This is a genomic window from Pantoea sp. S-LA4 (assembly GCF_054482835.1).
The window spans coordinates 221,608-241,073 of the sequence record NZ_JBTLRC010000002.1; the positions used below are offsets into that span (position 1 = coordinate 221,608).

General features: G+C 59.2%; 17 protein-coding genes. 8 read left to right on the forward strand and 9 right to left on the reverse strand.

The annotated features are described in order from the left end of the window. Nucleotides 1–15: 15 nt before the first annotated feature. Complete coding sequence (locus tag ACX3P5_RS01925) at nt 16–762, reverse strand: SDR family NAD(P)-dependent oxidoreductase (RefSeq protein ID WP_458968206.1); 747 nt, start codon at nt 760–762, stop codon at nt 16–18. 185 nt (nt 763–947) lie between these two features. On the opposite strand from ACX3P5_RS01925, the gene ACX3P5_RS01930 reads away from it, so the two are divergent. Further along, nucleotides 948–1,907, forward strand: coding sequence for an AraC family transcriptional regulator (locus tag ACX3P5_RS01930; RefSeq protein WP_458968207.1), 960 nt, complete (start codon nt 948–950; stop codon nt 1,905–1,907). Here the strand turns inward: ACX3P5_RS01930 and ACX3P5_RS01935 are convergent. From ACX3P5_RS01935 to ubiU, 3 genes are all read right to left on the reverse strand, one after another. Continuing rightward, nucleotides 1,869–2,879, reverse strand: coding sequence for a luciferase-like monooxygenase (locus tag ACX3P5_RS01935; RefSeq protein WP_094122282.1), 1,011 nt, complete (start codon nt 2,877–2,879; stop codon nt 1,869–1,871). The genes ACX3P5_RS01930 and ACX3P5_RS01935 overlap by 39 nt on opposite strands. 116 nt (nt 2,880–2,995) lie before the next feature. Beyond that, nucleotides 2,996–3,874 carry a U32 family peptidase gene (locus ACX3P5_RS01940; RefSeq protein ID WP_233988228.1) on the reverse strand — a complete coding sequence of 293 codons (879 nt, stop codon included), beginning with the start codon at nt 3,872–3,874 and terminating at the stop codon, nt 2,996–2,998. A 9-nt stretch (nt 3,875–3,883) separates the two neighbouring features. Next, nucleotides 3,884–4,879 (reverse strand): ubiquinone anaerobic biosynthesis protein UbiU, encoded by a 996-nt coding sequence (gene ubiU, locus ACX3P5_RS01945; RefSeq protein ID WP_094122284.1) that lies wholly within the window; start codon nt 4,877–4,879, stop codon nt 3,884–3,886. A gap of 204 nt (nt 4,880–5,083) precedes the next feature. Between ubiU and ubiT the strand changes: the two genes are divergently transcribed. Both ubiT and ACX3P5_RS01955 read left to right on the forward strand, forming a co-directional pair. Continuing rightward, nucleotides 5,084–5,608 carry a ubiquinone anaerobic biosynthesis accessory factor UbiT gene (gene ubiT / locus ACX3P5_RS01950; protein WP_458968208.1) on the forward strand — a complete coding sequence of 175 codons (525 nt, stop codon included), beginning with the start codon at nt 5,084–5,086 and terminating at the stop codon, nt 5,606–5,608. Further along, entirely contained in the window at nt 5,602–6,108 is a 507-nt protein-coding gene (locus ACX3P5_RS01955) for a GNAT family N-acetyltransferase (RefSeq protein WP_458968209.1), read from the forward strand. Before ubiT ends, ACX3P5_RS01955 begins: the two co-directional genes overlap by 7 nt. On the opposite strand, the gene ACX3P5_RS01960 is transcribed toward ACX3P5_RS01955, so the two are convergent. Continuing rightward, complete coding sequence (locus ACX3P5_RS01960) at nt 6,092–6,391, reverse strand: GIY-YIG nuclease family protein (protein ID WP_458968210.1); 300 nt, start codon at nt 6,389–6,391, stop codon at nt 6,092–6,094. The two genes, ACX3P5_RS01955 and ACX3P5_RS01960, sit on opposite strands and share 17 nt — an antisense overlap. An 85-nt stretch (nt 6,392–6,476) precedes the next feature. On the opposite strand from ACX3P5_RS01960, the gene ACX3P5_RS01965 reads away from it, so the two are divergent. After that, nucleotides 6,477–6,905, forward strand: coding sequence for a YhbP family protein (locus ACX3P5_RS01965; protein WP_233988227.1), 429 nt, complete (start codon nt 6,477–6,479; stop codon nt 6,903–6,905). A gap of 34 nt (nt 6,906–6,939) precedes the next feature. Here ACX3P5_RS01965 and ACX3P5_RS01970 read toward each other — a convergent pair whose 3' ends face one another. Then, nucleotides 6,940–7,461: a type 1 glutamine amidotransferase domain-containing protein gene (locus ACX3P5_RS01970; RefSeq protein ID WP_233985446.1), complete on the reverse strand. Its 522-nt coding sequence runs from the start codon at nt 7,459–7,461 to the stop codon at nt 6,940–6,942. Between the two features lie 144 nt (nt 7,462–7,605). Between ACX3P5_RS01970 and ACX3P5_RS01975 the strand changes: the two genes are divergently transcribed. Then, on the forward strand, nt 7,606–8,241 hold the full coding sequence (locus tag ACX3P5_RS01975; RefSeq protein ID WP_233985445.1) for an NAD-dependent epimerase/dehydratase family protein: 636 nt from the start codon (nt 7,606–7,608) through the stop codon (nt 8,239–8,241). On the opposite strand, the gene nrdG is transcribed toward ACX3P5_RS01975, so the two are convergent. Then, complete coding sequence (gene nrdG, locus ACX3P5_RS01980) at nt 8,233–8,700, reverse strand: anaerobic ribonucleoside-triphosphate reductase-activating protein (RefSeq protein ID WP_233985444.1); 468 nt, start codon at nt 8,698–8,700, stop codon at nt 8,233–8,235. The genes ACX3P5_RS01975 and nrdG overlap by 9 nt on opposite strands. Next, nucleotides 8,697–10,832: an anaerobic ribonucleoside-triphosphate reductase gene (gene nrdD / locus ACX3P5_RS01985; RefSeq protein ID WP_458968211.1), complete on the reverse strand. Its 2,136-nt coding sequence runs from the start codon at nt 10,830–10,832 to the stop codon at nt 8,697–8,699. The genes nrdG and nrdD overlap by 4 nt, the downstream gene beginning before the upstream one ends. A gap of 250 nt (nt 10,833–11,082) precedes the next feature. Here nrdD and ACX3P5_RS01990 point away from each other — a divergent pair, with 250 nt between their 5' ends. Beyond that, on the forward strand, nt 11,083–13,482 hold the full coding sequence (locus ACX3P5_RS01990; RefSeq protein ID WP_458968212.1) for a beta-N-acetylhexosaminidase: 2,400 nt from the start codon (nt 11,083–11,085) through the stop codon (nt 13,480–13,482). Between the two features lie 30 nt (nt 13,483–13,512). Here the strand turns inward: ACX3P5_RS01990 and galR are convergent, their stop codons facing one another. Beyond that, nucleotides 13,513–14,517 carry an HTH-type transcriptional regulator GalR gene (gene galR, locus ACX3P5_RS01995; protein WP_094122292.1) on the reverse strand — a complete coding sequence of 335 codons (1,005 nt, stop codon included), beginning with the start codon at nt 14,515–14,517 and terminating at the stop codon, nt 13,513–13,515. Between the two features lie 192 nt (nt 14,518–14,709). Here galR and ACX3P5_RS02000 point away from each other — a divergent pair, with 192 nt between their 5' ends. Together ACX3P5_RS02000 and ACX3P5_RS02005 are read left to right on the forward strand one after the other, a co-directional pair. Continuing rightward, complete coding sequence (locus tag ACX3P5_RS02000; protein ID WP_293000249.1) at nt 14,710–16,983, forward strand: molybdopterin guanine dinucleotide-containing S/N-oxide reductase; 2,274 nt, start codon at nt 14,710–14,712, stop codon at nt 16,981–16,983. Between the two features lie 279 nt (nt 16,984–17,262). Next, nucleotides 17,263–18,990: a penicillin-binding transpeptidase domain-containing protein gene (locus ACX3P5_RS02005; RefSeq protein WP_233985439.1), complete on the forward strand. Its 1,728-nt coding sequence runs from the start codon at nt 17,263–17,265 to the stop codon at nt 18,988–18,990. Nucleotides 18,991–19,466: the final 476 nt, after the last annotated feature.

The window sequence follows — 19,466 nt, forward strand, 5'->3', positions numbered from 1 at the left end:
CTTTTTTTGTCTCTGTCAGGCGCCGCCGCTGATCATCACGCGCTCGCCGCTGACATAAGCAGACTCCTCAGACGCCAGAAACAGCGCTACCTGCGCAACATCCTCCGGCAGACCAAAACGTCCCAGCGGCGTCGCCGCCAGCATTTGCGCCTTTAGCTGCGGGCTGAATTTCTTCGCTGCCAGCAAACCTTCGGTCAGAATCATGCCCGGCGCTAATGCGTTGACCCGGATATTTTTCGGACCCAGTTCACGCGCCAGACCTTGAGTCAGGGTATCGATAGCCCCTTTGGTGGCGGCCCACAGTACCGAGCCCGGCGTACTGTTTTTGCTGTTCAGGGCGCTGAGATTGATAATGCTGCCGCCGTGCGGCGGAAAGTGTTGAATCGCCTGCTGACACACCAGCAGAGTGCCGAGCAGATTGACGTCGAGCTGCTGGCGCATCGCCTCCAGCGTCAGGGCGGCAAAATCACCGTGATGAAAACTGCCGGCATTGTTAACCACAATATCGGGTGCGCCGAACTGCGCCACGGTGGAGGCAAACAGCCGCTCCACATCCCGCGGCTGTGAGACATCCGCCTGAACCGCCACGGCTTCGCTGCCCAGTGAGCGGATATCACTCACCACATCGGCGGCACCCGGCTCGTCCTGTCGATAGTTCACTATCACGCGCGCGCCAGCGGCGGCAAAAGCGATGGCGATCGCCGCGCCAATCCCTTTTGACGCACCCGTCACCAGCGCGACGCTGTTTTCCAGTGCTTTCATAATTTTGTTCTCTGCCGTAATGATCGCGTAGCCAGACTATGCGCGCTGACCCCCGGATGTGGGTAGCGCAATCCTGCAAGCTTTTTGCACAATACTGCAAAAGTGATGGCGCGAGGCGGGCGTTGGAAATAACTTCAGGTAATATCGATAGCCTGATGTAGCGGCTGGCAGAAGCGGGAAGATTGATGACAGAAAATGATAGATGGCAGGCGCTGGCGCAGTTGATTGACCGCCACGCACCCACTGACGGGCGGCACAACAGCGCCATTGATTGCCTGTTTTTTGGCCGAAGCTCTGCGCCCAGCGAACCGATGCACATTGCCCAATGGGCCAGCTTCGCGCTGGTGGCGCAGGGCGGCAAGGCGCTGCATATCGGCGATGAGGTGCTGCATTACGGACCGGGCGATCTCTTGCTGGTGACACTGGATATGCCGGTGCGCTCCTGCGTGACCGTTGCCACGCCGGAAAAGCCTAATCTCGGCATTGGTATTGCCATCAATGAATCGCGGCTGATGCGCTATCTCGAACAGTTTCCGCCTACGCTGCCGCTGGCGCAGGCGGGCAGCGAACGTGGCATTACGGTACATAAGATGTCGCCGCTGCTGGTCGATGCGGTGATTCGGCTGGTGCGTTTACTGGACCAGCCGCAGGATATCGCCGCACTGGCACCGCTGATTGAGCAGGAGATCTTTTACCGGTTACTGACCGGACCGGAAGGGCCGCGCATCCTGAATATGGCGCTGGCTGAGCGACCCGGCAACCGTGTGGCGCAGGCGGCGCGCTGGCTACGGGAAAACTTTCATCAGCCGCTGAAGATCGATCAACTCGCCAGCAGCGTGGGGATGAGCGTCTCGTCGCTGCATCATCACTTCAAGGCGGTCACCGCCATGACGCCGATGCAGTATCAGAAACAGCTGCGGCTGAATGAGGCAAGACGGCTGATGCGGGTGGAGAAGCTGGATGCCGGTACGGCGGGCTATCGGGTGGGGTATCAGAGTGCATCGCAGTTCAGCCGGGAATACAGCCGGTTTTATGGCTGCTCACCGGCGCGTGACAGTCGGCAGCTGGCGGCGGGCGCAGAGGCGTTGCGTCCGCCGCAAACCGGATTACAGACTGCGGGCCGCTTCCATCGCAATGGCGAATGAACGCAGACGCGCTTCAGTATCAAAAATCTGGCCGTTGACCATGATCTCGTCAGCCTGGGTTTCGCGCATCAGCGAGGCCAGTCCGTGACGCACTTTATCGGTGTCACCGACCAGTGACATGCTGAGCGCCTGCTGTACGCCATACTGCTCAGAAGGCGACCAGAGATTATCCATGTTCTCTACCGGTGCCGGTAACGGGCCTGGCTTACCGCGGCGCAGATTAATAAACTGCTGCTGCTGCGAGGTGAACAGGAAGCGCGCATCGCGCTCGCTGTCGGCGGCTACTACGTTGATGCAGACCATCGCGTACGGTTTTTCGAGGCGCGCCGAAGGCTGGAAATTCTCACGGTAGACATGCAGCGCCTGGAACAACTGGTCCGGGGCGAAATGCGAGGCAAAGGCGAACGGCAGCCCCATTCGGGCTGACAGCTGAGCGCTGTAAAGGCTGGAGCCCAGCAGCCAGACCGGAATCTTCAGACCCAGACCCGGCACCGGTTGCACCGGCGGCTGATCGCCCGGTTCGGCATCGAACCAGCTAATCAGCTCAGCCACATCGTCCGGGAAGGTATCGGCATGCATACTGGAGAGATGGCGGCGTAAGGCCATCATGGTGCGCTGGTCGGAGCCTGGCGCCCGGCCTAAGCCCAGATCGATACGGCCGGGATAGAGCGAGGCCAGGGTGCCAAACTGCTCGGCAATCACCAGCGGCGCATGATTAGGCAGCATAATACCGCCCGAGCCCAGCTGCAGCGTGTCGGTGTTCGCCGCCAGATAACCTATCAGCACCGAGGTCGCGGCGCTGGCAATGCCCGTCATGTTGTGATGTTCAGCCAGCCAGTAACGCTGATATCCCAGCTTTTCAGCCTGACGCGCCAGCGCCAGCGAGGTATGGAACGCCTCACGCGCGGTCAGCCCCTGGGGAATCGGCGCCAGATCCAGCACGGACAAACGAATAGGTTTTTTCTCAGACATGGCTACTCCCGTTATAAGGCGCAGACGTTAAAATCTGCACCTTTTAGTATTACGCATCATTCCTTATATTAAAACTGCTAACCCCGGCAGGAATATAGTCGGTATGTGCTTTCCACTCAGGATGCCAGCGTCATGCCCGCCAGTTTGCGCCAGTAGCCGTTGCAGTCGTTGCCTTTGGCCATCATCAGCGGTGCCTGACCATTTTCATTGGCGCGGAAGCGATCGATCTCCGCCAGGGTGGTGCAATCCTGCGGTGAAAGCCGTACGCAATCGACCCGGTTGTGCATGCCCACCAGATCGTTGCCGAGGTTATAGCAGTAGCCGCTCATGGTCTGAATGCCGTTGAGCACGAAGACCTGTTGACCTTCCTGCGATAAGACGCGACGACCTGTGGGATAGTTGATGCAGCAGGTTTCACAGGCATCTTTAGCCCGATTCTCTGAACGCGCGGTGAAGCAGCGTGCCGACAGCGCCAGCGGCAGATGACCATATCCCAGCACCTCCACCTCAAACTGCTGGCGGATACCGCGCTCTTCGCACTGCTGCAGCAACTGCAACAGCCAGTCACGCGACATCTCGACCGGCATGCACCAGCGGGTCATGCCTTCTTTGACCAGCAGCTGCAGCGTTTCGGCGTTATAGACATTCAGCGTCGGCCCGGCGACAAACGGCAGATGACGTTCGGCAGCCATGTTCACCGTGCCGATATCATTGGCTTCAATCAGAAACTCGCCATTTTCGACGTAGCGCTGTAGCTCTTTCAGTTCTGACGGTGACTGCAGCAGCGCCAGCGTGCTGAGCACCACCTGTTTACCACTGGCCGCCAGTTCACGTGCCAGTGCCATCCAGTCCGCATAGGCGGTGGCGCGCCGTTTGCTGCATACCGCTTCGCCAAGGTAGATGATATCCGCACTGCTGCGCGCGGCCTGCTGGTAAAACTGCTCCAGCGTGTCAGTTGGCCAGTACCAGAGCACCGGTCCCAGGGCATATTGCATCATGACTCCTTATTGCCATTCACGGTGATAGGCGCCCAGCGTGGTCTGGGTGCCTTCGGACAGATCGCCCAGCGTCTGCATCCACTCCGGCGTGACCCCAAACTGCTCCGGCTGTGCCTGACAGCGATCGATCGCCTGACGCCAGACGCGCGCCACGTCAGCCACGTAGGCCGGGCTGCGCTGACGGCCTTCGATTTTCACCGAGGCGATGCCGGCCCGCAGCAGTTCCGGCAGCAGTTCCAGCGTATTGAGGCTGGTGGGTTCTTCCAGCACGTGATAGCGCTGATCGTTAACCTGATAGCGCCCTTTACATAAGGTGGGATAGCCTGCGCTTTCGTCGGGCGCATAGCGGTCAATCAGCACTTCATTCAGCCGTGACTCCATACCCTGCGGCGTCTGCTGCCAGCGCACAAACTTCGCGGGCGAGCAGGCGCCGGCGCTGTTGGGTGATTCACCGGTCAGCCATGATGAGAGATAGCAGCGGCCTTCCGCCATAATGCACAGGCTGCCGAAAGCGAACACCTCCAGCGGCACCGGCGTTGAGCGGGCAAGCTGTTTCACCTGATGAATCGACAACACCCGTGGCAGCACGACCCGGTGTAAATTGAAGTGACGGTGATAAAAGCGAATCGCCTCAAGGTTAGTGGCGGAAGCCTGCACCGACAGATGGCGTTCAACCTCTGGATAGCGCGTCGCGGCATACTCCAGCGTGGCAATATCAGCCAGGATCAGCGCGTCTGCGCCGTTTTGCGCCGCCACGTCAATCGCCCGCTGCCAGCGTCCCATGCCATCCGGATGGGCAAAGGTATTGATGGCCACATGCAGTTTGCGGCGATGCTGATGCAGATAGCGTGCGGCTTCTGCCAGTTTTTTATCGGTGAAGTTGAGGCCCGCAAAGTGGCGGGCATTGGTATCATCTTTCAGTCCCACATAGACCGCATCAGCGCCATTCTCTACGGCGGTGCGCACTGCGGGTAAATTTCCTGCCGGGCAGAGCAGTTCCATCGGTAATCCTCTCGACATGCAGATGGGCGTCGAGTCTAGGCATCTGCCTGCGGGCAAACGTTGATTTGAGGCAGTGAAATTCCAATTGATCCTCGCCGGTGATGATTTTTTCATCATCGCTCAGCGGTTTTTATTGATCTCAGAGGAGGCGCGCAGAAAAGGATATGGCAATATACGTAAAATTTTCTGAAGGGAGTGAAGAGAGTGTTAGAGCGGTTACATGCCACAATTGTGAAAAAGGCGCCTGAAATCTTAGGCTTACCTGTAGCGCTAACCCCATTCCCGGTTAAGAAGTTGCTTTTGCAACAACTCCTGAACTGGCAATTTCATCATGCTTTGGCTGAAGGTGAGTTAGACTTTCTGGAAGGACGCCTGCTCGGCATTGAGATTGCGGATGTCAATCTGCGATGGATCACCACGATGCAGGATGGCCGACTGGCGGTATTGCAGCACGCCGAAGCGGATGTCTGGTTTCGGGGCAATGCCAACGACTTATTGCTGGTGGCAGCACGCAAAGCAGATCCTGACATGCTGTTCTTTCAGCGCCGTCTGGCGATTGAAGGTGACACCGAGCTGGGACTGGAGGTGAAGAACGTAATGGATGCAATTGAACTCGACGCCATGCCCACCGCATTACGCACGGCGATTCAGCAGATGGCGACGTTCGCCGAAGCCGGAATGAAACAGGACGCGAAAGCCGCACAGGCGCGCGCGGGTGCTGTATGTTGATTCGTACCGAGATTGGCGTGGATGCCGCTGGCATCGACAGCTTACTCCGACGCTGTTTTGACCGTTCAGCCGAAGCTGAGCTGACCCAGGCGCTGCGTGAGGATGGCCTGCTGACCTTAGGCGTGGTTGCGACTGATGAAGAGGGCCAGGTGCTGGGCTATGCGGCTTTCAGTCCGGTCAGCGTGCAGGGCGAAGATCGCGGCTGGGTGGCGCTGGCACCGCTGGCGGTGGACGAAAGTCTGCGCGGTCAGGGCATCGCTAAGCAGCTGATTTATGAAGGGCTGGATACGCTGAATGAGTTTGGCTATAGCGCGGTTGTGGTGCTGGGCGATCCGGCGCTGTTTAACCGTTTCGGCTTTGAGCCTGCGGCACGCTATGGCCTGCACAGCCGCTGGCCCGGCAGCGAAGCGGCTTTTCAGGTTTATCGGCTGGCGGATAATGCTTTCGAGGGTGCCGAAGGGCGCATCGACTTCGCGGAGCCGTTTAACCGTCAGCCTTAACCGGCTCACCCAGCCAGCTTTCCAGACTGACCGGCTGGCTCGCCACTAACCGCAACTTCTGCTGGCGCGTCAGTTGTTTAACCCGGTACTCCAGTCTGGAGGCGCTGGCACGATCGCCCGCCTCACAGTGAAAGACCAGATCCAGCGGGCCTTTGCCGCGTAGCGCGCGGGCACCGCGCCCACGCTGATGCTGATCCACCCGGCGCGGAACGTCGGTGGTGATACCGGTGTAAAGGCTCCCTTTCGCCGTGCGGACGATGTAGAGTTGCCAGCGCTGACTCATCGCAATCGATTCCAGAAAAACAGTGCCGGGCAGTGTAGCGCGCTTCGCCGCCTGCCGCTATCCGGTACGCAGCCAGGAGATCACCTTGTCCGACCATGCCCATCTTGTCCGCTATCTCAGAAAGCAGCACGTCCTTTCTCTCTGCTGTACCGCCGATGATGAGCTGTGGTGCGCCAACTGCTATTACGTTTTCGATGAAACACGCATGGCGTTCTGGATCATGACCGAATCGGATACCCGCCACGGGCTGCTGGTGATGAAAAACCCGCAGGTGGCTGGCACGGTTAACGGCCAGCCCAGAAGCGTGCTACTGATCAAAGGGGTGCAGTATCGCGGCCAGATCGTGCAGTTAGAGGGCGAAGCGGAAAGCGCGGCACGCAGCGCCTATCAGCGACGATTCCCGATTGCACGCAAAGTGTCAGCCCCGTTGTGGGAGATCCAGCTGGATGAGGTGAAGATGACGGATAACGCGTTGGGCTTCGGCAAGAAGATTGCCTGGGTGCGGCAAGGATAAGCGCCCCTCTCCGGCCGGAGAAGGGCACAACAGCTTAAATCGCTTCGAGGATCCGCAGGGATTCGCGATTAAATGCGGGCAGATCGTCTGGCGTCCGGCTGGTCACCAGCTTATCGTCATCCACCACGACTTCTTTATCGTGGAAGTCAGCACCGGCATTGATCAGATCAATAGCAATTGCTTTGACACTGGTCATCTTGCGGCCGCGCACGCCATTGGCGCTGATCAGCAGCTGTGGGCCGTGGCAGATCGCAAAGATCGGTTTGCCGCTGGCAACAAATTCTTTGGTAAAGGCGACAAAGCGATCGTCGCCGCGCAGCGCGTCGGGCGAATGACCGCCTGGCAGCAGCAGTGCGTCAAACTCGGCCGGGCTGACCTCATCAATACCGCGATCGATGGTCACTTCCGCTTCGCCCTGTTTACCTTTGACGACGTTACCCGCTTGCTTCTCGATGGTGATCACCTCAAAGCCAGCGCCTTTGTAACTTTCGGCCGGTGAGGTAAATTCTGAGTCTTCAAATTCATCGGTAATTAACACCGCAACTTTCTTGCTCATCTTTTCCTCCTTAAACGGTGGAGCGCAGGATGCGCTTTCCTCAATAACCTGTTAAGCCTGGCCGCTCACCGCCAGAACGCAAGCCGAGCCGTGTAGATCAGCTATCTTTTAACCTGTGAGCAGTGAAATAAGGATGAATCTGAGATGAATCGCGTATTACTGACTGGTGCCACCGGATTAGTCGGATCGCATCTGCTGCGCTTACTGATTGACGACCCGCGGGTGGATGAAATCATTGCGCCGACCCGACGGGCGCTGCCCGCGATGCGCAAGGTGATCAATCCGGTTGAAGCCGATCTCACCGACGTGCTTGGCCCGTTGCAGACCTCGTTGGACACGGTGTTTTGCTGTCTGGGAACGACGCGCAAACAGGCGGGCAGCAAGCAGGCCTTTATCCATGTCGATTACACGTTGGTGGTCGACAGCGGCCTGAGCGGTTTACGGCTGGGGGCAAAGCAGATGCTGGTGGTCAGCGCACACGGTGCGAACCGACACTCACCGTTTTTCTACAATCGGGTTAAAGGCGAAATGGAGAATGCGCTGCGGCATCAGGGCTGGCCGCGCCTGACGCTGGTGCGGCCTTCGTTGTTACTGGGGGATCGGGCGCAGACGCGCCCCGGAGAGAGTCTGATGGCGCCGCTGTTCAGGCTGCTGCCAGGCAACTGGCGTTCCGTGACCGCGCGCGACGTGGCGCGCTGCCTGCATCAGCAGGCCTTTACGCCGGGCGGCGACAGCGTCACCGTTATCGAGTCGGGTGATATTCCCCGGCACTCAGCGTAACTGCCAGATGCGCTGATTGCGGCTGCCGCGCCAGGGCAGAGTGAGATCTTTTTCTGCTTCAACGAAGCGGCCATCAATCAGCACGTCGAGATAATCCAGCACCTCGCGCTGCGCCGCATTGAGCTCCTGCATCCGGTAACCGGTCCAGAGCCAGATATCTTTGCCGTCGCACATCTGCCGTACCCGTTTCACCAGCCGGCGAATGTGCGGCACGTTATGCGGATGCAGCGGATCGCCGCCGCTCAGCGACAGTCCCTGACGCGGGATGCGGGTATCCTGCAAATCGGCCAGCAGCTGCTCTTCCATCGCCACGGTGAACGGCACGCCAGAGTCGAGCCGCCAGGTGCTCTGGTTGTAGCAGCCGCGACACTGATGCTCGCAGCCGGCGACAAACAGGGTACAGCGCGTGCCCGGCCCGTTAACGATATCCACATCGTAATAGCGATGGATATGCATCATCCCAGCGGACCCTCAAGATGTTTCACCCGGCGCTGCACTTCCTGCTGCTTACCGGCGTTAAACGGTCGTGCATCCGGGCTGCCGAGATAGCCACAGACTCGCCGGGTCACCGAGACGCGCGCCGGATCGTGATTGCCGCACTGCGGGCAGGTAAAGCCGCGGCTGGTGCAGGTAAATTCGCCGTTGAAACCGCACTCGTAGCACTCATCAATCGGGGTATTGGTGCCGTAATAAGGCACGCGGTCATAGCTGTAATCCCAGACATCTTCCAGCGCTTTGAGGTTGTGCTGAATGTTGGGGTACTCGCCGTAACAGATGAAACCGCCATTCGCCAGCGGCGGATAGGGCGCTTCAAAGTCAATTTTGTCGTATGGATTCACCTTCTTCTCAACGTCGAGATGGAAGCTGTTGGTGTAGTAGCCTTTGTCGGTGACGCCGGGCACCACGCCAAACTCCGCCGCATCCAGCCGGCAGAAGCGATCGCACAGGTTTTCACTCGGGGTACTGTAGAGGCTGAAGCCGTAGCCGGTCTCCTCTTTCCAGCGGTCGGTGGCGGCGCGCAGATGGGCGATAATCTCCACGCCTTTGGCGCGCAGGGCCGCGTCATCGTAGGGATGACGCTCGCCGCCGCTCAGTGCATTCAGGGTTTCATGCAGGCCGATATAGCCCAGCGACAGCGACGCCCGCCCGTTGCGGAAGATCGGTCCGACCTCATCATCGGCGTTCAGCCGAACGCCGCAGGCCCCTTCCATATAGAGGATCGGCGCTACCCGCGCTTTCGTCTTCTCCAGCCGCGCCACGCGGGTCATCAGGGCCCGCTTCGCCAGTAGCAGACGTTCATCCAGCAGGGCCCAGAAGCGTGCGTCGTCACCCGCCGCCTCCAGCGCAATACGCGGCAGGTTGAGGCTGATTACGCCGATGTTGTTGCGGCCCTCGTGGATCTGCTCGCCATTCTCTTCATAGACGCCAAGGAAGCTGCGACAGCCCATTGGGGTCTTAAACGATCCGGTGACCTTGACCACCTGATCGTAATTGAGGATGTCGGGATACATACGCTTACTGGCGCATTCCAGCGCCAGCTGCTTGATGTCGTAGTTAACATCGCCGGCGCGTCGGTTGACCCCTTCACGAATGCTGAACACCAGTTTCGGGAATACCGCGGTTTTACGGTTCTTGCCCAGGCCGGCCAGCCGGTTGCGCAGAATCGACTGCTGGATCAGTCGGGCCGCCCAGTCGGTGCCCAGCCCGAAGCCAAAGGTGACAAACGGCGTCTGACCGTTGGCGGTGTGCAGAGTATTGACCTCATACTCCAGCGACTGAAAGGCGTCGTAGCACTCTTTTTCGGTGCGCTGCTGCGCATACTGCTCCGCCTGCGGGATCTGCCACTCCACGGCGATGGCGTGATGGCGCTGATAACTCAGCTCAACAAAAGGTGCCAGCACCTCATCAATCCGGTTGATGGTGGTGCCGCCATAAATATGGCTGGCGACCTGGGCGATGATCTGCGCAGTCACGGCGGTCGCAGTGGCGATCGACTTAGGTGGTTCAATCTCAGCATTGCCCATTTTAAAGCCGTTGGTCAGCATCCCTTTCAGATCGATCAACATGCAGTTAAACATCGGGAAGAAGGGCGAGTAGTCGAGATCGTGGTAGTGGATCTCGCCGCGCTCATGGGCCAGCACCACGTCACGAGGCAGGATCTGCTGCTGCGCATAGTGCTTCGCCACGATCCCGGCTAGCAGATCGCGCTGGGTCGGGATCACTTTGCTGTCTTTATTGGCATTTTCATTCAGCAGGGCGGCGTTGGTCTGATCGACCAGCCCGCGAATGGCGTGATGTAACTGGCTCTGGCGATCGCGCGCAACGTCGCGATCGTGGCGATATTCGATATAGGTCCGGGCCAGCTGGGGATAAGGACCGGCCATCAGCGTCTCTTCAACGGCGCACTGGATCTCGCGGATATCCACTTCCTGGCGATCGGTCAGTTGCGCACTGACGCGTTGCGCCACCTGCTCGCACCAGGCCGCATCATCCACTGCTGCCGCGCGTGCAGCAGCAGCCACGGCCTGCTGAATCCGTTGTGCATCAAAGCCTGTGCGGCATCCGTCACGCTTAATTACTACCGTCGCCATTATCCCTCCAGAGACTATATATGGGTATTTGCAGGATTCTAGTCCCAGCATGTAGTGATTGTTGTGAATTAATCGATCGGATTTTGACCTGCAACAAGGAAGGACGAGAACGGCAGAAAAAAGCGTCGGATGTTAACTATTTCCGCCTTTAGTTCAAATTTCTTAATGGATTAACTTGCTTAACAGCGCGAAACAACTTTAATCAGGGTTTGCCCGTGATAAGCCATTGACTCTACAAGGATGCCCGCCAATGTGGTTACCCCGTTCTCTGATTGCTGGTTGTGGGGCGCTCAGCTGCCTGATGAATCTGGCGCTGGTCCCGGCCGCCCAGGCTGAAAAGCTGCCCCTGATGCCCTGGCCGCAGCGGGTTGAGCAGCCCGCCAGCGGCGGATCGCTGACCCTGACGCCGCAGCTAACCCTGCAGATTACCGGCGATCATCTGGCCGGTGCCGAGGCGCGCTGGCTGGAGCGCATCGGCAATCAGACCGGCTGGCCGCTGCTGCCCGCCAGCCAGCCGGTGGCAAAACCGACCATCCGCATTGTGATCGCTGACGCCGTTGATCCGCTGCCGCAGCCCGACAGTGACGAGCGCTATCATCTGCAGATTGATGGCAACGGCGTGCTGCTCACCGCCCCCAGTCGGTTTGGTGCGATGCGCGGCATGGAAACGCTGTTACAGCTGATTCAGAACGGCGACCGGGGCGTCACGCTTCCTTACGTCACCATTGATGACCAGCCGCGGTTTCCGTGGCGCGGCATACTGATCGACAGCGCGCGCCACTTTATGCCGATGGAGACCCTGAAACGGCAAATTGATGGCATCGCTGCCGCCCGGATGAACGTTTTTCACTGGCACCTGACCGATGATCAGGGCTGGCGTTTTGCCTCCAGCCGCTATCCGCAGCTGCAGCAGAAAGCCAGCGACGGCCGCTATTACACCCAGCAGCAGATGCGCGACATCGTGCAGTACGCGACCGATCGCGGCGTGCGGGTGGTGCCGGAGCTGGATCTGCCAGGCCACGCCTCGGCGCTGGCGGTGGCCATGCCGGAACTGATCAGCGCGCCGGGCCCTTATCAGATGGAGCGTGGCTGGGGCGTGTTTAAACCCTTACTCGATCCCAGCAATGAGCAGGTTTATCAGGTGATCGACGATCTGGTGGGCGAACTGGCGGCGATCTTCCCCGATCCCTGGCTGCATATCGGCGGCGATGAGGTCGATCCGACCCAGTGGAATCAATCGCCGCACATTCAGCAATTTATGCGCGATCGCGGCCTGAAAGATGCCCATGCGCTACAGGCTTATTTTAATCAGCGGCTGGAGAAGATTCTGGAGAAGCATCAGCGTCAGATGATGGGCTGGGATGAGATCGCCCATCCCGATCTGCCGCGCAGCATTCTGATCCAGTCGTGGCAGGGCCAGGATGCATTGAGCGAGGTCGCCAAAGAGAACATGCGCGGCATCCTCTCGACCGGCTTCTATCTCGATCAGCCGCAGCCCGCCAGTTATCACTACCGCAACGAGGTTTTTCCGCAGGCGCTGAACGGTGAGGATCAGCTGCAGCCGGGCGAACAGGCGCAAAGCTGGGCGTTTACTCTGCCGCGCCTGAAAGGCAGTCCGGTGCAGGGCAGTTTTACGCTGATCGAGGGGCAACAGGGCTGGCGCGGCTTTATCGACTTTGCGGGCAAAGCCCGGCGGATGGTCAGCCAGATCGACTGGTTATCAACGCAACAGGTGCGTTTTCACGTCGACAGCTGGATGGGGCCATTGCAGCCGGTGGTGACGTTGCAACCGCAGATGCTCAGCGGCTATTTCCTGGTGGGAAACGTGCGCTATCCGGTCACCGGCAAATCGTTGCCGCAGGTGCCGGCCGGGATGGTGCCGGTGCTGCCGACACCGCAGCAGATGCAGCAAAATCTGCTGGGCGGTGAGGCGGCGCTGTGGGCTGAAAACATCAACAGCCAGATTATTGATACCAAACTCTGGCCGCGCGCCTTTGTGGTCGCCGAGCGATTATGGTCCGCTCAGAACGTCACCGATAGCGAGGAGATGTATCAGCGGCTGGCGGTAATGGATCGCTGGAGCAGCATCTCTGTTGGCACGCAGCAACATGCCCAGGCGGAGCGTCAGATGATGCGACTGGCGAACCGCAGCGATATCACTCCGCTGCAGGTGCTGGCCGAGGTGCTGGAACCGGCGCAGTATTACACCCGTCAGCATCTGAAGTTTCAGGCCGGTCATTATGATTATCATGAACCGTTAAACCGGCTGGCCGATGTGCTGCCTGCCGAAAGTGAGCCGGTGCGTCAGCTGGCGCAACAGGTCGCTGCGCTGATCGCCAATCGCAGTGACCCGGACGCGGCAGCGGCCCTTCGCCATCAGCTGCAGCGCTGGCAGGCTAACAGCGCGCAGGTGATGCCGGTGCTCAGGGCCAGCTATCTGCTGCAGCCGCTGGTACACAGCGCGCAACAGGTGGATGCACTGAGCCGGATGGGGATCGAACTGGTTAATGCTTATGCCCGTAATCAGGCGTTTGGGGCCAGCGAAGTGGCACAGATGCACGCCACGCTGGACGCGGCGGCTGAGGTGCAGGATGAGACGGTAATTGCGCTGGTCAGGCCGCTGGAGACGCTACTGCGCGCCTTTAAATAGCCCCATGCGGCCAGACCCGGCCGCACATTTTCAGGATGCCGGACCGCTGACCGAATGGCGACGCACCAGCGTCGGACTGAACATATGGGTCACTTCCGGCAGCGGCTGGTCGTTAGCCAGCGCCAGCGCCAGCTCAGCGGCCTGTTGCGCCATGGTGATAATCGGATAACGCACGGTGGTGAGACGCGGGCGCACGTAACGGGAGACCAGCACGTCGTCGAAGCCAATCAGCGACATCTCTTCCGGTACGCGAACACCGTTATCGCTGAGCACCGCCAGCGCACCGGCGGCCATCGAATCGTTGTAACAGGCGACCGCGGTGAAGTTTTTGCCGCGTCCCAGCAGTTCAGTCATCGCCGTTTCGCCGCCCACTTCATCCGGTTCGCCCCAGGTGACCAGCCGATCGCTGCACGGCAGACCGTGCTCTTTCAGCGCATCGTAGTAGCCCTGCAACCGATCTTCGGCATCGGAGATGGTGTGGGTTGAACAGATGAAGGCGATATTCTGATGACCCTGCTGGATCAGGTGACGGGTCGCCAGCCATGCGCCGTAGCGATCGTCGAGTGCGATACAGCGCTTTTCGAAGCCTTTAATCAGCCGGTTAAGCAGCACCATGCCCGGCACCTGCTTCATTAACTGCTCCAGTTCAGCATCCGGGATTTTCTTGGCGTGCACCACCAGCGCCGCGCAGCGGTGACGCATCAGCTGCTCGATCGCCTGCCGCTCTTTTTGCTCATTGTGGTAACCGTTACCAATCAGCAAAAAGTTGCCGGTTTTACCTGCCACTTCATCGACCGCTTTGACCATCGCGCCAAAAAACGGGTCAGACACGTCACCGACAATCAGCCCGAGCGTTTCGGTCGATTGTTGCGCCAGTGCGCGCGCATTGGCGTTTGGGTGATACTGAAGTTGCTCCATCGCCTGGCCAACCGCCTGGCGTGAGCTGTCGCTGGCCTTGGGAGAATTATTGATTACACGGGAGACTGTGGCGACAGAAACGCCAGCCAGTCGGGCAACATCCTTTATGGTAGCCATGCGTTTACCTGCTTCCGGGGAAAACGTTTACACATCGCATCAGTGTTACGGAAAAGGGCCGCCACATCAAGCCAGCAGAATGTCAGCGACGTCGCAAAAGGCGGCAAAATCAGGCTCTCCGCCACGTCTTCTGTCAGGACCGCACGGCATGGTATGCTGATTATTCCTCACTCTCTGCCGTGAAAAACAACGATGAAAACCAAAGTGCCACATCTGGCGCACTGGGGCGCCTTCACCGCCGTCACTGAAAACGATCGCCTGATCGGGTGCGAACCCTTTTTTGCCGATGCCGATCCCTCGCCGATGATCAACACCATTCCTGAACTGGTCTACTCCGATAAACGCATTCGCCAGCCGATGGTGCGTCGCTCGTGGCTGAAGTCCCGAGAGAACAGCGATCGCACGCTGCGCGGCCGGGAAGATTTTGTTGCCGTTGACTGGGAAACCGCGCTCGATCTGGTGGCGGAAGAGAACCGCCGCATCCGCGAACGTTACGGTGCCTCGGGCATTTTCAACGGCTCGTACGGCTGGTCATCCGCCGGACGAGTGAACCACGCCCGCACCCTGATTCGCCGCTTCTATTTTCAGGGCGGCGGCGGCGTCGATCAGCAGGGCAACTACAGCTGGGGCGCAGCGCAATTTTTCCTGCCCTATGTGATTGGCACCTATATGCCACTGACCGGTCGCGTTACCGACTGGCCGGAAGTGGTGGAACACGCGGAAATTTTTGTCGCCTTTGGCGGACTGGCGCTGAAGAACGCCCAGGTCGCCTCGGGTGGTGCCGGGCAGCACAGCCTGAAACCGGCGCTGGAGCAGCTGGCAGCTAAAGGCACGCCGGTGATCAATATCAGCCCGATGCGCGACGACTGCCCGGCGTTCGTTAACGCCGAGTGGATACCGATTCGCCCGAATACTGACGTGGCGCTGATGCTGGCGCTGGGCTATGAGATCACCCAGCGCGGCGCGGTGGACGAGGCCTTTCTCGCCAGCCACTGCACCGGCTGGCCGCAGCTGCGCGCTTATCTGCTGGGCGAAACCGACGGCGTGGCGAAAACCGCCGGCTGGGCCAGCCGCATCACCGGCATCCCGGCTGACCGCATCGTGCAACTGGCGCAGCAGCTGATCGGCAAACGCAGCTTTATCACCTGTTCCTATTCGGTTCAGCGCGCCCATCGCGGCGAGCAGCCTTACTGGATGATGATCGCGCTGTCATCGATGCTGGGTCAGCCCGGTCTGCCGGGCGCGGGCTTCTCTTTTGGTCACGGGTCGATGAACAGCGTCGGCAATCCGCGCCAGGAGGGACCGGCACCGATGATGAGTACCGGTCCTAATCCATCGGGCCTGTCGATTCCGGTGGCGCGTATCAGCGATATGCTGCTCAATCCTGGTCAGCCCTACAGCTTCCAGGGCGAGACGCTGCACTATCCTGACATTCATATGGTGCACTGGGCGGGCGGCAATCCGTTCCATCATCATCAGCAGCTCAACCGGCTGGTGGCGGGCTGGCAGCGGCCTGACACCGTGGTGGTGCAGGATATTGTCTGGACGCCGGCGGCGCAGATGGCCGATATCGTGCTGCCCGCCACCACTACGCTGGAGCGCAACGACATTGGCGGATCGTCACGCGATCGCTTTGTACTGGCGATGCATCAGGCGATCAAACCGCAGCATCAGGCGCGCAATGATTTCGATATCTTTGCCGATCTGGCGGAGCGGCTTGGCTACCGCGACACCTTCACCGAAGGGCGCAACGAGATGCAGTGGATTGCGCATCTCTACCAGCAGTGTGCCGTGGCGCACCAGCGCAAAGGCATCGACTTCCCGGAGTTTGAGGCGTTCTGGCAGCGCGGCTTTGTGGAGATCCCGCAGGGCGGCAAACCTTACGTCTTTATGGATGCGTTCCGCGCCGATCCGCAGGCCAACCCGATCAACACCGCCAGCGGCAAAATCGAGCTGTTCAGCCAGACGATTGCCGACTACCAGCTTGATGATTTTGCCGGTCATCCGGAGTGGCGCGAACCGCAGGAGTGGCTGGGTGCGCCGATCGGCCGCGACTATCCGCTGCACATGATCTCGATCCAGCCCTCGGACCGGCTGCACAGCCAGCTCGATGCTACCGAAACGGTGCAGGGCAATAAAACCGCCGGTCATGAGACGCTCTATATGCATCCGCTGGATGCGGCAGCGCGCGGTATCGTGGACGGTGACGAGATTGAGGTCAGTAACGCACGCGGCGTGATACTGGCGGGCGTGCGCCTGACCGATGGACTGACGCAGGGCGTGGTGATTATCGCCACCGGCGCCTGGTTTGATCCCGGCTTTGGTCAGGCGTGGCAGCCCTGGGATCGCGCGGGCAACCCCAACGTGCTGACGCTGGATATTGGCACTTCGTCACTGACTCAGGGACCTAACGCCATGAGTTGCCTGGTGGAAATCAAAAAACATCAGGATTGCAAAATAGCGTAAGGATATCATGGCTGGTTACACTTTGCCGGTAACTGTTGCGTTTGCGCGATAGCAGCCGATTAAGCCCGCTTGCTACAGTCAGGGTCCCAGAGGTATTGATGGGTGAACATCAATAGATTTTCTTGATTACACCAACCTGCGCAGATGCGCAGGTTTTTTTTGCCCGCCATTCAGCGGCCGATAACGAACTGATACACAGTTTTCCTGTTAACCGGTCAGCGCTTTCTTTATAACTGCTCAATTAAGCCCTCTTTTATCTCTTTAGCGCAGCGGATTGCCATGCCCCGGATTAAAAAACTACTGGGAAAAGACCAGATCAAAGCCCCGTTTAACCCTTTTCGCTTCCGTCTTATCTGCCTTGGTGTGCTGGCCTGCATGGTGGTGCTGCTGGCGCGCGTTGCGGATCTGCAGTTTCTTAACCAGCCGATGCTGGAACACGAAGCCGATCAGCGTTCGCTGCGTACCGTCACGCTGCCCACCAGCCGCGGCACCTTGCTGGATCGTAACGGCGAAGCGCTGGCGCTCAGCGTACCGTCGCGCGATGTGATCGCCGATCCGCTCCGGGTGCTGGAGAGCAACCCCGACTTTACCAGTGCTAAATGGGCCTATCTCGCCGCCGCGCTGAATACCCGTCCGGAGCAACTCGCTGCGCAGATCACCGCCAATCCGAAACGTCGCTTTCTCTATCTGGGACGTAAAATCGAACTGGGTATCGCCAAAGATATTAAAGAGCTGAAGCTGAAAGGCATCAGTGAGGTCTACGACGACAGCCGTTTCTACCCGATGAGTGAGGCCTCTGCGCCGCTGATTGGTATCGTCGGCGCGGATAACGTCGGCCTTAACGGGCTGGAGAAGGGCTTTGACAAGGTGTTGCAGGGCGAGCCGGGCAAAGAGGTTTATCGCCAGGACGCTGCGGGCAACATCATCGCGATGATTAACTATCAGCCGCCGACGCAGCCGCCGACGGTGCAGCTCAGCATCGACAAATTCGATCAATACACGCTCTACAGCAAACTGCGCGATGGCGTGCTGCTGAACAAGGCGGACTCGGGCGCGGCGGTGCTGGTGAAGATTGATACCGGCGAAATTCTGGCGATGGCTTCCTATCCGTCGTTCAACCCCAACAACTATGAAGGGGCCACCCCCGCGCAGATGCGTAACTCTGCCATCAATGACAGCTACGAACCGGGCTCGACTGTTAAGCCGTTAGTGGTGATGGAAGCGCTGGAGCGCCACCTGGTGCGTCCGGACTCGGTGATCGACACCACGCCTTACAGCGTTAACGGTCACCTGATCCGCGACGTGGGACACTGGCCGCGCCTGACGATGACCGGCATTCTGCAAAAATCGAGCGACATCGGAGTATCACACCTCGCGCTGGCGATGCCCGCCGAAGCGCTGGTAAACACCTATCATGCGTTCGGCCTGGGCAAACCCACCGGCCTGGGGCTGACCGGCGAAAGCGTCGGTTATTTCCCGCTGCACCGCACCCGCTGGGCCGATATCGAGCGCGCCACCTTCTCCTTTGGCTATGGTCTGCGCGTCACGCCGCTGCAGATTGCCCGCGAATACGCCACGCTCGGCTCTTACGGCATCTACCGTCCGCTGTCGATTACCCGGGTCACGCCACCGGTGATGGGACGGCAGGTGGCGAATCCGGAAACGGTGAAAGAGGTGGTACACATGCTGGAGAGTGACGTGTTGCCGGGCGGGACCGGGTTGAAAGCCGCGGTGCCGGGCTATCGTCTGGCGACCAAAACCGGTACCGCCGAAAAGATGGGTAACAGCGGCAAATATGATGGCGGCTACGTCAACTATACGGCCGGCATCGCGCCCGCCAGTCATCCGGAAGTGGCGCTGGTGGTGATGATTAACCATCCGACCGCCGGCGATCACTTCGGTGGCTCGGTGGCCGCGCCGGTATTTGGCAACATCATGGGACCGGTGCTGAAGCACATGAACATTGCGCCGGATGCGATTTACAGCGCGGTTGCCGCTAATAAGTAAGATAAATCCGAATGAAATCAGAGTGTAAGGAAGCTGTGAGAATTATTCACACCTCGTTGCACTTCCCCGAATTCGGTTGCGTTTTCCTTCTGTTGCTGCGGCACGAAACAGTGCGAGGATAGAGGTCCCAGAGGTATTGATGGGTGTGAAAACAACACCGCTTCGGCAGTGATTACCCTGTTATTGCACCAACCCACGCAGATGCGTGGGTTTTTTTTTGCCTGTACCGGGCAGGGCGCACCGCCCGCATTTTTCCCGCCAGCGCGTGCCGTCAACATCATCATTGTTCTTAACGAAACCCTTACCCTTTGCCGATAGAAAGGCGCGTAACATTTCACCGATAATGCCCGCCGTGAGGCCCCGGCGGGCGGTTTTCATGCTGGCAGATTTGCCGCCGCGCCATCAGCCACTGCCGGTAACTCACTTCATATTCCGCACCCTCCGGGATGGTCTTTTTCTGTTTATCTGAAGAGTTC

Bases quoted from the DNA above. Each gene is read 5' to 3' on its own strand.
- ACX3P5_RS01935 (WP_094122282.1), bottom strand. From the start codon at position 2,879: ATGTCTGAGAAAAAACCTATTCGTTTGTCCGTGCTGGATCTGGCGCCG.
- nrdD (WP_458968211.1), bottom strand. From the start codon at position 10,832: ATGGCGACGGTAGTAATTAAGCGTGACGGATGCCGCACAGGCTTTGAT.
- ACX3P5_RS01940 (WP_233988228.1), bottom strand. From the start codon at position 3,874: ATGCAATATGCCCTGGGACCGGTGCTCTGGTACTGGCCAACTGACACG.
- ubiU (WP_094122284.1), bottom strand. From the start codon at position 4,879: ATGGAACTGCTCTGCCCGGCAGGAAATTTACCCGCAGTGCGCACCGCC.
- ACX3P5_RS01925 (WP_458968206.1), bottom strand. From the start codon at position 762: ATGAAAGCACTGGAAAACAGCGTCGCGCTGGTGACGGGTGCGTCAAAA.
- ACX3P5_RS01960 (WP_458968210.1), bottom strand. From the start codon at position 6,391: ATGAGTCAGCGCTGGCAACTCTACATCGTCCGCACGGCGAAAGGGAGC.
- ACX3P5_RS02000 (WP_293000249.1), top strand. From the start codon at position 14,710: ATGAAAACCAAAGTGCCACATCTGGCGCACTGGGGCGCCTTCACCGCC.
- ACX3P5_RS01970 (WP_233985446.1), bottom strand. From the start codon at position 7,461: ATGAGCAAGAAAGTTGCGGTGTTAATTACCGATGAATTTGAAGACTCA.
- ACX3P5_RS01990 (WP_458968212.1), top strand. From the start codon at position 11,083: ATGTGGTTACCCCGTTCTCTGATTGCTGGTTGTGGGGCGCTCAGCTGC.
- ACX3P5_RS01955 (WP_458968209.1), top strand. From the start codon at position 5,602: ATGTTGATTCGTACCGAGATTGGCGTGGATGCCGCTGGCATCGACAGC.
- ACX3P5_RS01930 (WP_458968207.1), top strand. From the start codon at position 948: ATGACAGAAAATGATAGATGGCAGGCGCTGGCGCAGTTGATTGACCGC.
- nrdG (WP_233985444.1), bottom strand. From the start codon at position 8,700: ATGATGCATATCCATCGCTATTACGATGTGGATATCGTTAACGGGCCG.
- ACX3P5_RS02005 (WP_233985439.1), top strand. From the start codon at position 17,263: ATGCCCCGGATTAAAAAACTACTGGGAAAAGACCAGATCAAAGCCCCG.
- galR (WP_094122292.1), bottom strand. From the start codon at position 14,517: ATGGCTACCATAAAGGATGTTGCCCGACTGGCTGGCGTTTCTGTCGCC.
- ACX3P5_RS01975 (WP_233985445.1), top strand. From the start codon at position 7,606: ATGAATCGCGTATTACTGACTGGTGCCACCGGATTAGTCGGATCGCAT.